Origin of the sequence: Marinobacter shunpengi (assembly GCF_045449695.1) — a bacterium.
Lineage (GTDB): Bacteria > Pseudomonadota > Gammaproteobacteria > Pseudomonadales > Oleiphilaceae > Marinobacter.
On the sequence record NZ_JBJJKZ010000015.1, the window covers coordinates 422,060 to 438,626 of the forward strand.

At 61.4% G+C, this 16,567-nt stretch carries 15 protein-coding genes and 1 tRNA gene; 8 read left to right on the top strand and 8 right to left on the bottom strand.

Features of this window, described 5'->3' with window-relative positions:
- The first annotated feature begins 119 nt into the window (after positions 1 to 119).
- Positions 120 to 1,415, top strand: a complete 1,296-nt coding sequence (locus ACJO2E_RS14165) for a M18 family aminopeptidase (protein ID WP_406964662.1) — start codon at positions 120 to 122, stop codon at positions 1,413 to 1,415.
- On the opposite strand, the gene ACJO2E_RS14170 is transcribed toward ACJO2E_RS14165, so the two are convergent.
- The 3 genes from ACJO2E_RS14170 to ACJO2E_RS14180 form a co-directional block, all read right to left on the bottom strand.
- A complete protein-coding gene (locus tag ACJO2E_RS14170) occupies positions 1,412 to 3,043 on the bottom strand; it encodes a methyl-accepting chemotaxis protein (protein ID WP_406964663.1) in 1,632 nt (543 codons plus the stop codon). The two genes, ACJO2E_RS14165 and ACJO2E_RS14170, sit on opposite strands and share 4 nt — an antisense overlap.
- A 96-nt stretch (positions 3,044 to 3,139) precedes the next feature.
- Complete coding sequence (locus tag ACJO2E_RS14175) at positions 3,140 to 3,367, bottom strand: hypothetical protein (RefSeq protein ID WP_406964664.1); 228 nt, start codon at positions 3,365 to 3,367, stop codon at positions 3,140 to 3,142.
- 57 nt (positions 3,368 to 3,424) lie between these two features.
- Positions 3,425 to 3,500 (bottom strand) — tRNA-Asn (locus tag ACJO2E_RS14180).
- An 81-nt stretch (positions 3,501 to 3,581) separates the two neighbouring features.
- Between ACJO2E_RS14180 and ACJO2E_RS14185 the strand changes: the two genes are divergently transcribed.
- The gene (locus ACJO2E_RS14185; protein WP_406964666.1) at positions 3,582 to 4,592 is read left to right on the top strand and encodes a YheT family hydrolase; all 1,011 of its coding nucleotides are present in this window, start codon (positions 3,582 to 3,584) and stop codon (positions 4,590 to 4,592) included.
- Between the two features lie 12 nt (positions 4,593 to 4,604).
- Here ACJO2E_RS14185 and ACJO2E_RS14190 read toward each other — a convergent pair whose 3' ends face one another.
- The gene (locus ACJO2E_RS14190; protein ID WP_406964787.1) at positions 4,605 to 5,279 is read right to left on the bottom strand and encodes an arylesterase; all 675 of its coding nucleotides are present in this window, start codon (positions 5,277 to 5,279) and stop codon (positions 4,605 to 4,607) included.
- An 80-nt stretch (positions 5,280 to 5,359) separates the two neighbouring features.
- On the opposite strand from ACJO2E_RS14190, the gene ACJO2E_RS14195 reads away from it, so the two are divergent.
- Together ACJO2E_RS14195 and ACJO2E_RS14200 are read left to right on the top strand one after the other, a co-directional pair.
- Positions 5,360 to 6,079: an ABC transporter ATP-binding protein gene (locus ACJO2E_RS14195; protein ID WP_406964667.1), complete on the top strand. Its 720-nt coding sequence runs from the start codon at positions 5,360 to 5,362 to the stop codon at positions 6,077 to 6,079.
- Positions 6,079 to 8,565, top strand: a complete 2,487-nt coding sequence (locus ACJO2E_RS14200) for an ABC transporter permease (RefSeq protein WP_406964668.1) — start codon at positions 6,079 to 6,081, stop codon at positions 8,563 to 8,565. The genes ACJO2E_RS14195 and ACJO2E_RS14200 overlap by 1 nt, the downstream gene beginning before the upstream one ends.
- A 34-nt stretch (positions 8,566 to 8,599) precedes the next feature.
- On the opposite strand, the gene ACJO2E_RS14205 is transcribed toward ACJO2E_RS14200, so the two are convergent.
- The 4 genes from ACJO2E_RS14205 to ACJO2E_RS14220 form a co-directional block, all read right to left on the bottom strand.
- On the bottom strand, positions 8,600 to 9,340 hold the full coding sequence (locus ACJO2E_RS14205; protein WP_406964670.1) for a substrate-binding periplasmic protein: 741 nt from the start codon (positions 9,338 to 9,340) through the stop codon (positions 8,600 to 8,602).
- 269 nt (positions 9,341 to 9,609) lie between these two features.
- On the bottom strand, positions 9,610 to 10,794 hold the full coding sequence (locus ACJO2E_RS14210; RefSeq protein ID WP_406964671.1) for an iron-containing alcohol dehydrogenase: 1,185 nt from the start codon (positions 10,792 to 10,794) through the stop codon (positions 9,610 to 9,612).
- The gene (locus ACJO2E_RS14215) at positions 10,791 to 11,351 is read right to left on the bottom strand and encodes an SCP2 sterol-binding domain-containing protein (RefSeq protein WP_406964672.1); all 561 of its coding nucleotides are present in this window, start codon (positions 11,349 to 11,351) and stop codon (positions 10,791 to 10,793) included. Before ACJO2E_RS14215 ends, ACJO2E_RS14210 begins: the two co-directional genes overlap by 4 nt.
- Before the next feature lie 231 nt (positions 11,352 to 11,582).
- A complete protein-coding gene (locus tag ACJO2E_RS14220) occupies positions 11,583 to 12,842 on the bottom strand; it encodes a M48 family metalloprotease (RefSeq protein ID WP_406964673.1) in 1,260 nt (419 codons plus the stop codon).
- 242 nt (positions 12,843 to 13,084) lie between these two features.
- Between ACJO2E_RS14220 and ACJO2E_RS14225 the strand changes: the two genes are divergently transcribed.
- The 4 genes from ACJO2E_RS14225 to ACJO2E_RS14240 all read left to right on the top strand — a co-directional run bounded on the left by ACJO2E_RS14225 (position 13,085) and on the right by ACJO2E_RS14240 (position 16,434).
- Complete coding sequence (locus ACJO2E_RS14225; protein WP_406964675.1) at positions 13,085 to 13,555, top strand: PaaI family thioesterase; 471 nt, start codon at positions 13,085 to 13,087, stop codon at positions 13,553 to 13,555.
- 11 nt (positions 13,556 to 13,566) lie between these two features.
- Complete coding sequence (locus ACJO2E_RS14230) at positions 13,567 to 14,001, top strand: PaaI family thioesterase (RefSeq protein WP_406964788.1); 435 nt, start codon at positions 13,567 to 13,569, stop codon at positions 13,999 to 14,001.
- Between the two features lie 153 nt (positions 14,002 to 14,154).
- Positions 14,155 to 16,047 (top strand): molecular chaperone HtpG, encoded by a 1,893-nt coding sequence (gene htpG / locus ACJO2E_RS14235; protein ID WP_406964676.1) that lies wholly within the window; start codon positions 14,155 to 14,157, stop codon positions 16,045 to 16,047.
- A gap of 165 nt (positions 16,048 to 16,212) precedes the next feature.
- The gene (locus tag ACJO2E_RS14240; RefSeq protein WP_406964677.1) at positions 16,213 to 16,434 is read left to right on the top strand and encodes a DUF2835 domain-containing protein; all 222 of its coding nucleotides are present in this window, start codon (positions 16,213 to 16,215) and stop codon (positions 16,432 to 16,434) included.
- Positions 16,435 to 16,567 lie beyond the last annotated feature (133 nt).

Sequence of the window (16,567 nt, forward strand, 5' to 3'; positions counted from 1 at the left end):
CGCCCGTCCCTTAAACCTTTGAGGGACTCGGGATACGCTAAAGCCCTCAGTAGAGAGGGCACCGGTTCTCGTGCGATACTTCAGCCAATTGAATTCCCGTTACGAGTCTTTGAGAACCTATGGAACACACCAGCTTCAACCAGAACCTGCTCGATTTCCTCTCTACCTCTCCGACGCCCTGGCATGCCACCGGGAACATGACCCGGATGCTCGACAAGGCCGGGTTTCAGGCCCTGGACGAGCGTGAGGACTGGAACCTGAAGCAGGGGCAGGGCTATTACGTGGTGCGTAACGGGTCCTCCATCGTCGCCTTCCGCACCGGAAAACGGTCGCCGCTGGAAGCCGGCATCCGCATGGCCGGAGCCCATACTGACAGCCCCTGCCTGAAAGTGAAGCCCAACCCCGAACTGCGTCGCAAGGGCTTCTATCAGGTGGGCGTGGAAGTCTATGGCGGGGTGCTGCTCAACCCCTGGTTCGACCGGGATCTGTCGTTGGCAGGGCGGGTCACGCTGTTGGATGGGCAGGGCAAGGTGCAGGATTGTCTGGTGGACTTCCGGCGTCCGGTGGCATTTATTCCCAGCCTGGCCATCCATCTGGACCGGGAAGCCAACAGCAACCGCTCCATCAATCCCCAGACCGACTTGCCGCCGGTGCTCATGCAGGTGGCTGACGATGACAAGACCGCCTTTACGGATCTGGTGGAAGCGCAGATCAAGAAGGAGCACCCGGAGCAGGGGATCAGCAGGATCCTGGGTTACGAGCTGAGTTTCTACGATGCCCAGCCGGCCAGCCTGTCAGGGCTGAAAGACGACTTCATCACGTCCGCCCGCCTGGACAACCTGCTTAGCTGCTACATCGGCCTGCAGGCGTTGCTGGACGCCTCCGGTGACGAGCCGGCGCTGCTGGTCTGTAATGACCATGAGGAAGTGGGCAGCATGTCCGCGGAAGGCGCCCAGGGGCCGTTCCTGTCGTCGGTGTTGGACCGCTGGTGTGGTCCGGAAAACCGCAGCCGGGCGGTCGCCCGTTCCATGATGATTTCCGCCGACAATGCCCACGGGGTGCATCCGAACTACATTGACCGCCACGACGAGAACCATGGCCCGCTGCTCAACCAGGGGCCGGTGATCAAGATCAACCACAACCAGCGCTACGCAACCAACAGCCGGTCCGCGGCCCTGTACCGGCACATCAGTGACGAACTGGGCCTGCCCCACCAGAGTTTCGTAGTGCGCAGCGACATGGCCTGTGGCAGCACCATCGGCCCGCTGACGGCCGGTAACCTGGGTGTGACCACCCTGGACATTGGTGTGCCACAGTTCGGTATGCATTCCATCCGTGAGCTCTGCGGCACCCGGGATGGCTATACCCTGTACCAGGTACTCAAGGCCTTTATGGGCTGGCCGGAAGTCAATTAACCGGCCAGTCGGATCCGGGAGGAGAGTTCTGTCGCTTCCCGGGCCATGGTGTCCAGTTCCGGCACACGGCGCAGGTTTTCGTCAGCGCTTTCCCGCATCTTTTCGGCGGTTTCCGCCACGTCGGTGACGTTGCGGTTGATGTCATCGGAGACGTTGGTCTGTTCCTCCGCAGCGGTGGCGACCTGGATGGTGGCTTCGTTGATCTGCGCCATGCGATTGCTGATACCCGTCAATGTTTGCCGCACCGCCTCCACGGCTTCGGAGGTTTCGCTGGCGACGATCTCACTGGCCTTCATGAACTCGGTGGCGTCGTTGGAGCCCCGGGTGATGGTCTCCACGATGCCGTCGATCCGTGTGGTAGCTTCCTGGGTCTTGGCGGCCAGGCTGCGCACTTCGTCGGCCACGACGGCAAAGCCCCGTCCGGCCTCGCCGGCGCGGGCGGCTTCAATGGCGGCGTTGAGGGCCAGCAGGTTGGTCTGGTCGGCGATCTCGCGGATCACTCCCATGACTTCACTGACTTTGCGGCCGTCTCCGGCCAGCTTTTCGACGGTTTCCGCGGACAGGCGAATCTGCTCGCTCAGCCGGCCCATGCTGTGACTTGCCTGTTGGGTGCGTTCGTCCGCCGCCGTTGCCTCAGTAGAGGCTTCACGGGTTTCGCCGGACACGGATGTGGCGTGATTCGCCACTTCCTGGGCGGTGGCCGACATCTCGTTCATGGCCGTGGCGATCTGCTCGATCCGCTGGTGTGATTGTTCCGAATGGTCTGCAACCTGCCGCGCATTGGTCTGCAGGGCCTGACTGGTATCGGATAGCTGCCCGGAGAAGCGGTTCATCAATGAGCCGGTTTCCGACAGGAATCCATGCAGGTTACGGGCGGCGTCGGCCAGGCGTCCCAGTTCGTCATTCCGTCTGAGGGTGGCCGGGCTGGAAAGGTCACCCTCACCCAGGCGGTAGAGCTGGTCGGTCAGGGTACGTACCGGGCGTACCACGGTGCGTGACAGTACCAGGATGCAGAGCAGGGTCCCGACCAGGATGGCGGCCAGCATGATGATGCCGATCAGGGTGGTATTCCGGGTGACGGATTCGTTCAACGACGATGCATCGGCAAGGGCCTGTTCGCGGATCAGCGTTGACGCTTCTTCAATCAGTTGCGCGGGCTCCCGGTCGATGCCCTGGACCGCCTGGTCGCCTTCCCGGTGGTCGTAGTCGGCGGCAACAAAATCCTCGAAGCCTGCGCGGTAGGCCTGCCCCATGCGCCGGTGGGCGTTCTGGAAGCGGCTCAGGAGCGATCGCGCCTCATTTTCGGGCAGTTGCGGAACAAGGTTGTCCAGAGCCTGCTGTATCTCGGCTTCCTGCTCCTGGAATTGCTGCCAGTAGTTGGCCCTCTGGTCATCGTCACCGCCGCGGATCAGCACATTCTTCCATTCCTGTACCTGGGTCTTGAACCGGTTGAGGACACTTTCGGCTTGCAGGGCATGGACCATCTTTTCGCTGGCCAGGGCATGGTATTCGCGGTTGGAACTGAGGGAATGGCTGAAGTAGAAAATCGCGCAAATGGCAACCAGCAGGTTCGCGGCCAGAACAACGGAAAGCACACGGCCAAGGATGCTTCGGGAGATAAGATTCATGGGTGGATATTGGCTCCTGGTAGTGACAGGGGGTGTAGTGCGGTGACTGTTTATCGGCGATGGGGGGCGGTATTTGACGATTTTCGTATGAAGGTTTTATGACAGTCGCCGAGTCCAGAACTGCATGGGTTTTGCGGTCTGTTCCTGATCCCCAACATCCGTCCAGGCGTAACCGGCGGTCAGGCCCGGTACCAGCTGGTACCCGCGATGACTGAAGAACAAGAGGTAGAGAAAGGAGCGAAACACCTCAATCCGCAGTTGTGCCACATCGTCCAGGTAGGGCAGGATATCGTTGCCAGTGATCGGGAAAATCTGAATGGTCATGACTACTTCCATAAAAAAACCGCCGACCTTGTCGAAGGCGGCGGCTTTTTCGGAATATGGCTCCCCGAGCTGGGCTCGAACCAGCGACAAACGGATTAACAGTCCGTTGCTCTACCAACTGAGCTATCGGGGATTGGCGTCGAGATGGCGCGCATATTAAGGTCTTTGGGGGGGAGGGTCAAGCCCCTGAAAACACAGGAATCGAAAATCATCCATGTCTGAATCCGTGCTTCCCGACAGCGATAGCAATACCTTCGCCGATGACTCCATTGTGAGCGCCTACCGGGCGCCCTGGTGGCTCAGGAGTGGCCATGTCCAGTCGATCTGGCCGAGCCTTTTCCGGCAGGTGAGGATGGAAGAACCCGCCGTTGAATCCATCCCCACACCCGACAACGATGAGTTGTGGCTCGACTGGTACCGCCAGGGGGCGGATCGGGTAGCCGTTATCAGTCACGGTCTGGAGGGGCACAGCCGCAGGCCCTATGTACTGGGGTTGGCCCGGGCCCTGATGTCCGACGGCTGGGATGTGCTGGCGTGGAACTACCGCTCCTGCGGTGGCGTGATGAACCACCAGCCACGGTTCTACCACAGCGGTGCCACCGATGATCTCGACGTGGTCGTGGACCACGGACTGGCCCAGGGGTATCGGGCCATGGCCCTTGCCGGTTTCAGCATGGGTGGCAACCTGACGCTCCAGTATCTCGGGGAACAGGGGGAGGTGGTGGACAGCCGCATTACCGGCGCGGTGACCTTTTCCGTGCCTTGCGACCTGGCCGGCGGGGCGGACGTCCTGGCCAGGCCCAGTCGCCGGCTCTACATGTCTCGTTTTATCAACGACCTGCGCGCGAAGATGGCCGAGAAAGCCCGTCTGTTTCCGGACCTGATCTCCATGGATGGTTTTGATGGCATCCGGCGTTTCCACGAGTTCGATGAGCGTTACACGGCGCCGCTCCACGGTTTCGAGGGCGCCCGGGACTACTGGTACCGGGCTTCGTCGCTATTCCGCCTCAAGTATATCCGGGTGCCTGCGTTGATGGTGAATGCCGCTGACGATCCCTTCCTGTCGCAGGACTGCTTCCCGGATTCCCGGGACCTGCTGGGGCCCTGGACGACCCTTGAAATGCCCCGTCACGGTGGCCATGTGGGTTTTGTCCAACGCCATGGTGACGGCTGGTACTGGTCCGATGAGCGGGCCGTGGATTTCCTGGCTCGCCTGGGTGCCTGAGGCTATGGGGAGTTAGTCAGACGTTCCCTGGGCCACGGTCTTGTTCAGTAGCGGTTGTAGATGCGGCCAGACATTCTCCAGCAATTGCGGCTGGGCCTCACCGGTGGGGTGGATGCCATCTCCCTGCATCATGCCGTCCCGGTTATAGATTCCATCCAGGAAGAAGGGAACCAATGCGGTGTCGTGGCGGTCGGACAGTTCCGGGTACAGGTTGGCGAATAGCTGTGTGTACCGGGGACCATAGTTGGGGGGGATCTGGATGCCCACCAGCAACACCCGGGCACCGGCCTTCTGGGAGGCCTCGATCATGGCTGACAGGTTGTCCCGGATGACTGTGGGCTGGAAGCCCCGCAGGCCGTCGTTGCCGCCGAGTTCCAGGATGACAATGTCCGGCTGGTGCTTCTCCAGCAGCTCGGGCAGGCGGCGGGCGCCACCGTCGGTGGTTTCACCGCTGATGCTGGCGTTGACCACCTGCCAGTCCCCGGTGTCCTGTTCGTCCAGGCGTTGGCGCAGGAGGTTGACCCAAGCCGTCTCGGTTTCCACGCCATAGGCGGCGCTCAGGCTGTCGCCCATGACCAGGATGGTGTTGGCCTGGACGGAGGCGGACGCCAGCAATGCCATGCCGGTGAGCAGCCAGAACACGAAAACCGTTGATCTCCGGCGGGAAAATACCGTACCAATAGGCATAGTGAACATCGAGTGTCCTCTTTGCAGGTGAAAAGTGCAGGTTAAGAGTGACAGACACTGAATCAGTTCCCGGAGCAGATGTGACTGACCTTTCAAGTGGACCCAACCAGCCTTCCGAACCGATCCTGACGGTAAGCAACCTGACCCAGCGTGTTGAGCTGGGCCATGAATCACTGACCATCCTGCAAGGGGTCAGCCTTGAAATCAAGCGGGGGGAATCGGTGGCCATTGTTGGCCGCTCCGGTTCCGGCAAGACCACCCTGCTGGGTCTGCTGGCTGGCCTGGATACACCCTCGGAAGGCGAGGTGGTGCTGGAGGGCAAGGCCGTCAGCCGGCTCTCCGAGGACGAGCGTGCGGCCCTGCGGGCCCGCCGGGTGGGCTTTGTGTTCCAGTCGTTCCAGTTGCTGCCGGCTCTCAGTGCCCTGGAGAACGTCATGCTTCCCCTGGAGCTGGCGGATTTTGCCGACCCTGAATCCCGGGCCCGGGACCTGCTGGAGCGTGTCGGCCTGGGCGACCGTCTGACCCATACGCCCCGGCAATTGTCCGGGGGCGAGCAGCAACGGGTGGCCATCGCCCGGGCCTTCGCCTGCGAACCGGTCATCCTGTTCGCGGATGAGCCCACTGGCAACCTGGACAACCAGACCGGGCACGAAATCCAGGAACTGATCATGGCCCTGAACCGGGAGCAGGGCACCACCCTGGTCATGGTTACCCATGACGAGACCCTGGCCGCCCGCTGCGAGCGCCGCCTGACCATTGACGCCGGTCAACTGGAGACGGACCGGGAGGTGCCAGCCTGATGTCAGCCAGCCGTAATCTGGGGTCCGTGGCGCGGGACTGGCGCCAGCGGGATGTCCGGGTGGTACTCAGCGCCCTGGTGATCGCGGTGGCGACCGTGGCCATCATCGCGCTGTTTGCCAGCCAGTTGCAGCGCACCCTGATCACCTCGGCCAGTTCCTTCCTGGCCGGTGATCGCCAGCTTGAGGCGGAGCACGGCCAGCCCATCCCGCCGGAATGGCGGGAGCAGGCCCGTTCCCGCGGCCTTGAAACCGCCCGGATGGTGGAATTTGCCACCATGATCAGTGGTGGCGAACGCTTCCAGCTGGTCTCCGTCAAGGCCGTCAGTGACGACTATCCCCTGAGGGGGCTGGTGGAGTACCAGCCGCATCCCGATGGTGAGCGGCAGGTGCTGGATCACGGTCCGCGCCCCGGTGAAGCCTGGCTCAACCCACGCCTGATGCGCCTGCTGGAACTCGAGGTGGGCGATTCCGTGGAGATCGGTAACCTGACGCTCAAAATCTCCGGGTTGCTGGTGCGGGAGCCGGACGGCGGCTTCAATATGGCCGGGCTGGCGCCCCGGGTGATGATCCATGCGGATGATGTAGACGCCACAGGGGTGGTCCAGGAAGGCAGCCGGGTGGAGTATATCAACCTGTTTGCCGGCGATGAGGCTGCGCTGAATGCCTTTCACCAGTGGCTCGAACCCCGTCTGGAGCCGTCCCATGAATGGGAGAGTATCCGTGACGGCGCCACCCTGTCGGAGTCCCTGGACCGGGCGGAGCGTTTCCTGCTGCTAGGTGGCAGTATCGCGGTATTGCTGGCCTCGGTCGCCGTAGCGGTTGCCAGCCGCCAGTACGCCGTCGGCCAGCGGGACACGGTGGCGTTGCTGAAAACCCTGGGGCTGTCCGGCCAGCGGATCGGGCGCATGTACCTGGCGCGGCTCGCCGTGTGGGGCGTTGTGGGCATGGCTGGCGGTCTGCTGGTGGCCCTGCCCGTGTATGCGTTCCTTAATAACCTGATGGAACAGGTGCTGGAGCAGGACGTGCCCTTCGTGGTGGATGTGCCTGCCCTGGCCCCCGCACTGGCCACAGCGCTGGTGTCCCTGTTCGCGTTTGCCTACCCGCCCATCCGCCGATTGCGGGAGGTTCCGGCCATGCGCGTGTTGCGCAGCCAGCCGGGAGAACCGGACGGTCGGGCCTGGACCGATATTGCCATTGCCGTGGTGGCGATTTTCGGCCTGGTCTGGCTCTATGCCCGTGAGATCATGCTGGTACTGGCGCTGATCGGTGGCCTGGTGGCACTACTGGGCATCCTGGCGTTCCTGGGCTGGGTGCTGGTGATGGGGCTGCGCCGGGTGACCGGTGGTGGCAATGCCTGGCGCCTGGCCCTGGTGGGGCTGTATCGCCACCGTCGTTCCAGCCTGTCCCAGATTGCCGTGTTCGCCATGACCCTGATGCTGGCCAGCACCCTGGTCCTGGTGCGTTCCTCGCTGCTGGCGGACTGGCAGGCGCAACTTCCTGAACAGACGCCCAACCATTTCCTGATCAACATCGCCCCGGAGGCAGTGGACGAGGTGGAAGCCTTCTGGGATGAACGAGGGCAGGGGCTGGATACGGTCTATCCCATGGTTCGGGGACGCCTTACCGAGATCAACGGCGAGCCGGTGCGCCAGGTGGTCAGCAAGGACGACAGCGTGAACGCCCTGAACCGGGAACTGAACCTCACCTGGATGGATGACCTCCCGGAGGACAACCGGATCGTGGACGGCGCCTGGGTCAACGACCAGCAACAGGAAGGGGTGTCCGTGGAGGCGGAACTGGCCGCCGAACTGGGCGTTGAAGTGGGGGATGTACTGGGTTTCACCGTGGGCTCGGACACCATTGCCGAGCCCATTACCAGCATCCGTACCGTGCAGTGGGAAAGCATGAAGCCCAATTTCTACATGGCCTTTCCGCCCGGCGGTGCGCTGGAGGGGCTGCCCGCCACCTGGATCACCAGCTTTTACCTGCCACCGTCCCAGAAGCCGGCGCTGAACGATTTCACGCGACAGTTCCCGACGGTGTCGTTGCTGGAGGTGGACCACATTATCGAGCGCATCCAGCAGATCGTCCGCCAGGTGACCCAGGCCATCGAGGCCATCCTGGCCCTGATCCTGGCGGCATCGCTGGTGGTGATGGCAGCGGTGGTGAGCGCCACATTGCAGGACCGGCAGCGAGAAGGGGCGCTGCTGCGGACCCTGGGTGGTCAGCAGTCCCTGCTGGTACGCAGCACCATGCTGGAATTCGGCCTGGCCGGGTTGATGGCGGGTATCCTGGGCGTACTGGCTGCCGAGACGGCGGTCTGGGCCCTGCAATACCGGATGTTCGGTGGCGAGTTCCGGTGGCACTGGGCGGTGGCGCTGCCGATTCCCCTGGTCAGTGCCGTGGTCCTGGCCCTGCTTGGACGCTGGCAGTTAAGGCCAGTGCTGCAGGTGAGCCCGATGCTGTTGTTGAGGCGTCTGGAATAGTTGCGGCGCCTGGAATAACAGCGGGCATGACGGGTCAGCGGTACTGGTCCAGTATTTCCTCCAGTTCACCGCTGGCCTTCATCTGCTCAAGCCGCTTGTTGAAGGCCTCGACAAAGGACGTCCAGCCGGGGCGTACCATCAGCCGATAACCGAACTCGCTGATCGCCCGTTCACTGTGTTTGAACTTGCCCTGCCAGTCGTTCTGGCGGATGATCCACTGGCCGACTGCCATGTCTGCCACACCGGCGTCGATGCCCTGACCAAACAGCAGGAAGGTAAAGATATCCCGGTCCTGGGATACCTCGTATCTTTCCAGGGCGCCACTGTCGAACAGGGGTTGCAGTTCGGGGTACTTGTATCCCAGGGGCGTCACCAGGGTCATGCCCCTCAACGAATGCTCTCCCTGGTACCGGAAGTCCGAATCGGCGGTACTGAAGAATACCTCCCGCACCGGAACAATGGTATCGGTGAACAGGAATCTGTCCGGTTCCGCAGTCCATTCACGGGCACGGGGGGTGGCGTCGATAAGGCCATCCAGCAACAGGTCGTCGACCCGCTTGCGGGGAATCTCGTGGGCCTGCACCCGATATCCCATCCGGTCAGCGATGCGGGTCACCACGTCATAGGCAATGCCGCTGTACTCATGGTCATCGGAGACGATCAGGTAGGGCGGATAGCCACCGGTGGACACATTCAGTTTGAGGACCGGCGCCTCGCTATCGGAGGTGGTTTCGCTGGTCAGGCCGGCAACGGGAAAAACGACGAGAGCGGCCATGACAAGACGGCGGATGGGAGCACACAGCATAGACAACAGAGACCCTGTGGAGGCGGTGGTTCATGTAATTGTCAGACATCCATGCCGCAGGGTTCGGACTGAATGCTCCATGCAAGACCGCCTACCCTGGTCAGCACATTATCCAAAAAATATGCCTGGAACGCATAGACCAAGGTAAGTTGGCTGATTGTCACTGGTTTCGCTATGCGAATCAACCCGGAAAGCGCTGAAAATCCCGGGACTCAGAGCGATTCCTGCCGCGCAGAGTGCTAACCCCAGGCTTTTTCAAGTATGTTCTGTATATCTTTCAGTGAGGCCTCACGGGGATTGTAGATAATGGCACCATCATCCAGTGCCTGGCGGGCGATGGCGTCCAGTTGATCTTCCCGGATCTTGCCGGTCTCCCGGAGCGTTCGGGGAAGCTCACAACGGTGGTGCAGCTCATCCCGCAGGTGACGGATAGCGGATATGGTGGCTTCGGCACGTCGGGAGGCGGGCGTTGCGGTCCAGACTTCCGGCCCCTCCAGGTACAGCAGGAGTTCCGACAGCGGCCCGCGTATCTCCTCCAGGTTGTACTCCAGCACATAGGGCAGGTAGAGGCTCATGCACAGGCCGTGGGGCAGGTGGCAGAGGGCGCCGGTGGCATGCCCCAGGGCGTGGACCAGTCCCACCATGGAGTTGGAAAAGGCGATGCCCGCCATGGTGGAGGCTTCCGCCAGATCCAACCGGCCCTGCTCGTCCCTCGGGTTGTTCATCACCGTCAGCAGGGAGTGACCGATCTTTTTGACCGCAGCGGTGGCATAGGCATCGCTGAGCGGGTTCTTGGCCATGCAGGTATAGGCTTCGGTGGCATGGGTCAGTGCATCCATGGCCGTGGCGGCGGTAATCTGCGGTGGCAGTGTCAGGGTCATCCGGGGGTCGATGATGGCGGCATTGGGCAGCAGGAACGACGAGGTGAATGGCAGCTTGACCGACCGCTCCCGGTCCGCGATCACCGCCACCGAAGTGACTTCGGAGCCGGTGCCTGCGGTGGTGGGGATGACGAAGAAGGGTCTGAGCGGCCGGGTGAGGACGCCCGCGCCGCTGTACTCGGCGATATCGTCGCCACCCTCGGACACCAGGATGTTGACGGCCTTGGCGGTGTCGATGGACGAGCCGCCGCCAATGGCTATCAGCGCGTCGCACTGTTGCTGGCGGTAGAGGTTGGCGATGTCCCGGACAATGGTGGTGGACGAGTCCGGGGGTACCTCGTCATAGATGGCGGCAATGGTGACGTCGCTTTCCTGACAGGCGGCAATCACCGGATCCAGCAGACCCGCCGAGCGGACGCCCTGGTCGGTCACGATCATGGGGCGGGTGGATGCAATGCCGGTCAGTTCGTAGGGCAGGTGCTCCAGGGCGGCCTGGCCGGCGATAACCTTGACCGGGCAGTAGAACTCGTAATAACGGCTCATATCGGCAGTGCCTCCTTTCTCAGATCCCGGATCATACCGGTGAGCACCCGGCGATAGATGCCGATGGCGCCAGGTACCTTCTCCAGCAAGCCAAGATCCGCCGGGTACTCCTTAACAGCCCGGCTGGCGATCAGTCTTGGCAGGATGATGGACTCCAGACGGTTAAGGATTCGTGTCATGCGGACGCCGTAACCGATATCCCCATCGACCACCATGCGGTCGTTGGCAAAGGCCTCCGTGGTCTTTTCCTGGAACGACAGCACCAGGAAGGCATGGGCCATGTGCTTGAAGCGGATGGACAGGTCCACCTTGCCATCATAGTCACCGCCCAGGTATCGCAACTCACCCTGGCCGGTATGTTCCAGCACCAGCGACGGACCGGATGGCAGCACCATCATCTGGAAGATAAAGCCTTCCGGCAACGGACGGGCGTCGTCGGTCACCTTCTGGTCACTGCGGGAAATGGCCTCCAGGGCGTGGCCCATGAACCGGAACATGGTCCGGACGTACTGTCGTCTGGCCCTGAGGGCGGCGGAACGGGTCAGCTTTGCAAGCATGGGCGGCACCTGTGCTTTGAGCCTGGGAAAGCCTTTGTCGGAAGAATCCACAGATTGGCCGTGGCTTTTCCGACCTCTTACTGCCGTTTTAGAGTTATTGCTCTAACAAGTCAATGCCTGAATCAGGGACGGGGTGGGGATGAAGAAGGCCCGGCGGGGGATAGATTCCCGCCGGGCCCTCAGCGTCACGCAGTAGTTTAACGAATCACCCAGACGGGGCACTACGCCTGGTTACTGCAGGTTGGATAGCTTGCGACGGGCTTCTTCGCCGATCTCGCCCCCGGCCTTGGCAACTTCATTGTAGTAGGCGGCCGCCTTGTTCCGGTCACCCCTCTGGGCGGCGATATCCCCCAGTCTCAGGTAGGCGATGGAGGTCGGAACCACCTGGGCGGAGGCTTCCAGGTCCGCCTGCGCCTTATCGATGTTACCCTTGTCCAGTTCATTCAGGCCTCGATACAGGCGATAGCTGAACATCTCCGGATACAGCTCCACGGCGCGGTCGTAGTCTTCCGTCGCTTTCTCGGGGTTTTCCAGTGCTTCCTGGATCCGTGCCCGGGTGGCGAAGAACGCTGCCTCGCGGGGGGCCATCTCGATCGCCTCGTTGACCTTGGCGAGAGCAGCCTGGTAGTCCTCTTCGCCGGCCAGTTTCAGGGCTTCGTCGTGCAGCTCATAGGCGGGCTGTAGACGTTTGGCTTCGGCAATCCTGTCCTGATACTCCTCACGGCCCCGGTAGCCACCGGTGCCGTACTTCTCGGCCAACTTGCGATTCGCGTCCACGCGGGCCTGGGAAGGCGGGTGGGTGGCAAACAGACCATCGATAAAGCTGGACTGCTGTCCCTCGGACAGCTTGAGGAAAATTTCCTGAAGCTCAACCGCCGCCTGGGGATCGTAGCCCGCCTCCACCATGTACTCGATGCCATAGCGATCCGATTCCAGTTCGTGGGACTGGCTGTACTGGGCCAGGGCCATCTGGCTGCCGACGGCTGCACCGCCCATGATCAGCCCGCCCCATTCGTTATCACCCAGGGCCAGGCCAATTCCGGCCATGCCGGCACTCAGCAGCATCCCCTGTTGCATCCGCTGTACACTGTGGCGGGCGGCAGCATGAACAATCTCATGGCCCAGGACCGAGGCGAGCTGGGCCTCGTCTTCCAGCTTGACCAGCAGGCCCCGGTTGATGGCGATCTTGCCCCCGGGCAGGGCCCAGGCGTTGGGCACGCTGCTGTTGAGTACGGCGAACTCGTAGGGCAGGTCGGGGCGGTCGCTGACCTCGGCCAGCTTGTTGCCCACCTCCTGGATGTAGACGGTCAGTTCCGGGTCCAGGTAGAAGCGCCCGCCCTGGGTCTGGATGGTGGGCTGGTAGTTCTCCCGCCCCATCTGGTGTTCCTCACCCTCTCCAATCAGCGACAGTTGCGTCTTCCCGGTTACGGGATTGGTGGCACAACCGCTGGTCATCATGACCAGGGCGCTGATCAGAAGTAGAAGAGCCATCCTGGCCCTGCTGGAATAACATGGTTTCACTGGGATCTCCTTGCCAGATTACGTCTTTGGTCCTGTAATGTTGTCCTGACCGTCCGGTTTTCCGGGGGCGATGCCGGCCCTTGCGGAAAGTGCGGAACGGAACACTGCCAATGATAACGGAATCTGTAGCCGGAGCTAGTGGGCAATGTTCAGGGGAAACCTGAAATGGGGTATGATCCCGGCGCGTTTTCCCGGTAAATCACAGGACTGCTATGACTGACAAAGACCTCGCGGACCGTGTCGAACGGTTCATCAACACCCTGAACCAGGCCCGGGAACTTGGCCTGACCGTGGTGGATGCCGCCCCGGGGCAACTGACGCTGAGCCTGCCCTACAGCGAACGGATCATCGGTAATCCGGAAACCGGTGTGATCCATGGTGGCGCCATCACCACGCTGATGGATACCACCTCCGGTTCGGTGATGATCTGTGGCCTGGACGATTTCGAGCTTTGTCCCACGCTGGACCTGCGGGTGGACTACATGCGCCCGGCGGAACCGGGCAAGCCGGTCCATGCCCGGGCGGAGATCCGCAAGATGACCCGCAACATCGCCTTCACCCGCTGTGAGGCTTTCCAGGAAGACGGTGAAGTGGTTGCCACCTGCGTTGGTACCTTCATGCGTATCGGCAAGGAGGCAACACCCAAGGCCTTCCGTGACATGATCGCCGGGGTAGAGCAATGAACGGTACCGCAATGAACATGGCAGAGGTGCTGCGGGAAACCCGCAAAACCGGTGATTTCACACCGCTGCTTGAGAGCATCCCTTATGCTGGCTACATCGGCCTCCAGTGCGAACGCTTCGGAGATGACCTGATCTTCCGCCTGCCCCGAAAGGACTCCAACCTGGGTAACCCGCTGCTGCCGGCCATCCATGGCGGCGTGATCGGTGGGTTCATGGAAGTATCTGCCGCTATCTACCTGATGATGTCCCAGGACACCTTCCGGGTGCCCCGGATCGTGGACTTCTCCCTGGACTACCTGCGCGCCGGCCTGGACCGGGAGACCTACGCCGAGTGCCACCTGACCCGCCAGGGCAACCGGGTGGCCAACGTGATGATCAATGCCTGGCAGAAATCCCGCCGGGAACCCATCGCCACCGCGAGGGCGCATTTCCTTCTGGACCAGTGACGTCGGACGTCATCGCTCACTCACAAGCCTTGAAAAGCCCGGCCGGGCCCCCAAATTTAGCTCCACGTAATGGTTAACCGCGCCGTTTGCCCTGACTGAGGCAGGCGGCGCCTGTCGTATTCGTGTGTGCAAGAAAGCAGGAGACACCCCACCATGACGGTTGAAACCCGCAAAGAAACCCTTGGCTTCCAGACCGAAGTGAAGCAGTTGCTTCAACTGATGATCCACTCCCTGTACTCCAACAAGGAAATCTTCCTGCGGGAGCTGATCTCCAACGCGTCCGACGCGGAAGACAAGCTGCGTTTCGCGGCCCTGAAGGACGACAGCCTGTACGAAGGCGATCCGGACCTGAAGATCCGCCTGGACTACGATGCCGAAGCCGGCACCGTCACCCTGACTGACAACGGTATCGGCATGAGCCGGGACGATATCATCCAGAACCTGGGCACCATCGCCAAATCCGGCACCGCCGAATTTCTCAAGCAGCTCTCTGGCGATGAGAAGAAGGACAGCAAGCTGATCGGCCAGTTTGGCGTCGGTTTCTACTCCGCCTTCATTGTGGCGGACCGGGTGGAAGTGTTTACCCGTCGTGCCGGCAGTGACAAAAGCGAAGGCGTGCACTGGGAATCCAGCGGTGATGGCGAGTTCACCATCGAGAACGTGGATCTGGACAACCGCGGCACCCGCATCGTGCTGCACCTGAAGAAGGACGAGAAGGACTTTGCCGACGGCTGGCGCCTGCGCAATCTGGTGAAGAAGTACTCCGACCATATCTCCTTCCCGGTCGTCATGAAGGTCGAGTCCGAGGAAGAGGAGCAAAAGGACGAGTACGAAACTGTCAACGACGCCACCGCCCTGTGGACCCTGCCGCGTACCGAGATCAAGGACGAAGAGTACAAGGAGTTCTACAAGCATATCGCCCACGACTTCGAGGACCCGCTCACCTGGTCTCACAACAAGGTGGAGGGCAAGCTCGACTACACCAGCCTGCTGTACATCCCCAAGCGGGCGCCCTTCGACCTGTACAACCGTGAAGCGCCCCGTGGCCTGAAGCTCTACGTACAGCGGGTGTTCATCATGGATGACGCCGAGCAGTTCCTGCCCCTGTACCTGCGCTTCACCAAGGGCGTAATCGACTCCAACGACCTGTCTCTGAACGTGTCCCGGGAAATCCTGCAGAACGACAGCACCGTGGAATCCATCCGCAACGCCATGACCAAGCGGGTGCTGGACATGCTGTCCAAGATGGCCAAGAAGACTCCCGAGGACTACCAGACGTTCTGGAATGAATTCGGCTCCGTGCTCAAGGAAGGCCCGGCGGAAGACTTCGGCAACCGCGAGAAAATCGCCGGCCTGCTACGCTTTGCCTCCACCCACACTGGCGAGAGCACCCAGGACGTGTCCCTGAACGACTACATCGGTCGCATGAAAGAGGGGCAGAACAAGATCTACTACATCACCGCCGACAGCCATACGGCAGCCAGCAGCAGCCCCCACCTGGAAGTCTTCCGCAAGAAGGGCATCGAGGTGCTGATCCTGTCCGACCGCATCGACGAGTGGATGATGGGCTACCTCAACGAATACGACGGCAAGCAACTCCAGGACGTGGCCCGGGGCGACCTGGACCTGGGCGAGGTGGAAACCGAGGACGACAAGAAGCAGCAGGAAGAGGCCGAAAAGGAACACGAAGGCCTATTGGAACGCCTCAAGACCGCCCTGCAGGACCGTGTCCAGGAAGTCCGCGTCACCAAGCGCCTGACCGACTCACCGGCCTGCCTGGTGGTTGGTCAGTTCGACATGGGCAACCAGATGAAGAAGATCATGGAAGCCGCCGGGCAGAAGGTACCGGACAGCAAGCCCATCTTCGAAGTTAACGTGGACCACCCGCTGGTCCAGCGCCTGGAAAGCGAGAAGGGCGACGAACGCTTCAGCGAACTGTCCGCCGTCCTCTTCGACCAGGCCACCCTGGCGAGCGGTGAACAGCTTAAAGATCCGGGTGCATATGTCAGCCGGCTTAACCGGTTGTTGTTGGAGCTTTCAAACTAGCCCTGGATAGTTAAGGGTTTCCCCGTGATTCAGGGGTGCGACTCGGGATTATTTTATGGGACCTTCAAAAACATGGACGTTTTTGAAGAGCCTACAGGGACGTATTTACGGCGTGTCCCATAAAATGATACCGAGTCGCACCTGCCACCCAACGCAAGAAAAACCATGCAAGAAATCATCGTGGACATCCAGATCGGACCGGAAGAGTGGATCAAGCTCTATAACGGGGCGGCCAGGGATGTCCATACCACGGCCCGGGACGGACGCTCCGTCCGCTTCCCGGCCCGTATCCTCTCCCGCTTCTACCTCCGTGATGGCATTCACGGCAGCTTTCGCATCCTGTTCGACAACCAGGGCAAGTTCGCCTCCATTGAACGACTGACATAGCCGATCGCTATCCCGTCTGTCATCCTGACTGTCACCGATAAATCAAAGCTTTCAGGAAATTACTTTTAATCAATTTCATCTCTTGATGGTCTGCGGGCTATGGTGTGGTCGTACCGATCAGGAAGGAGTTGAG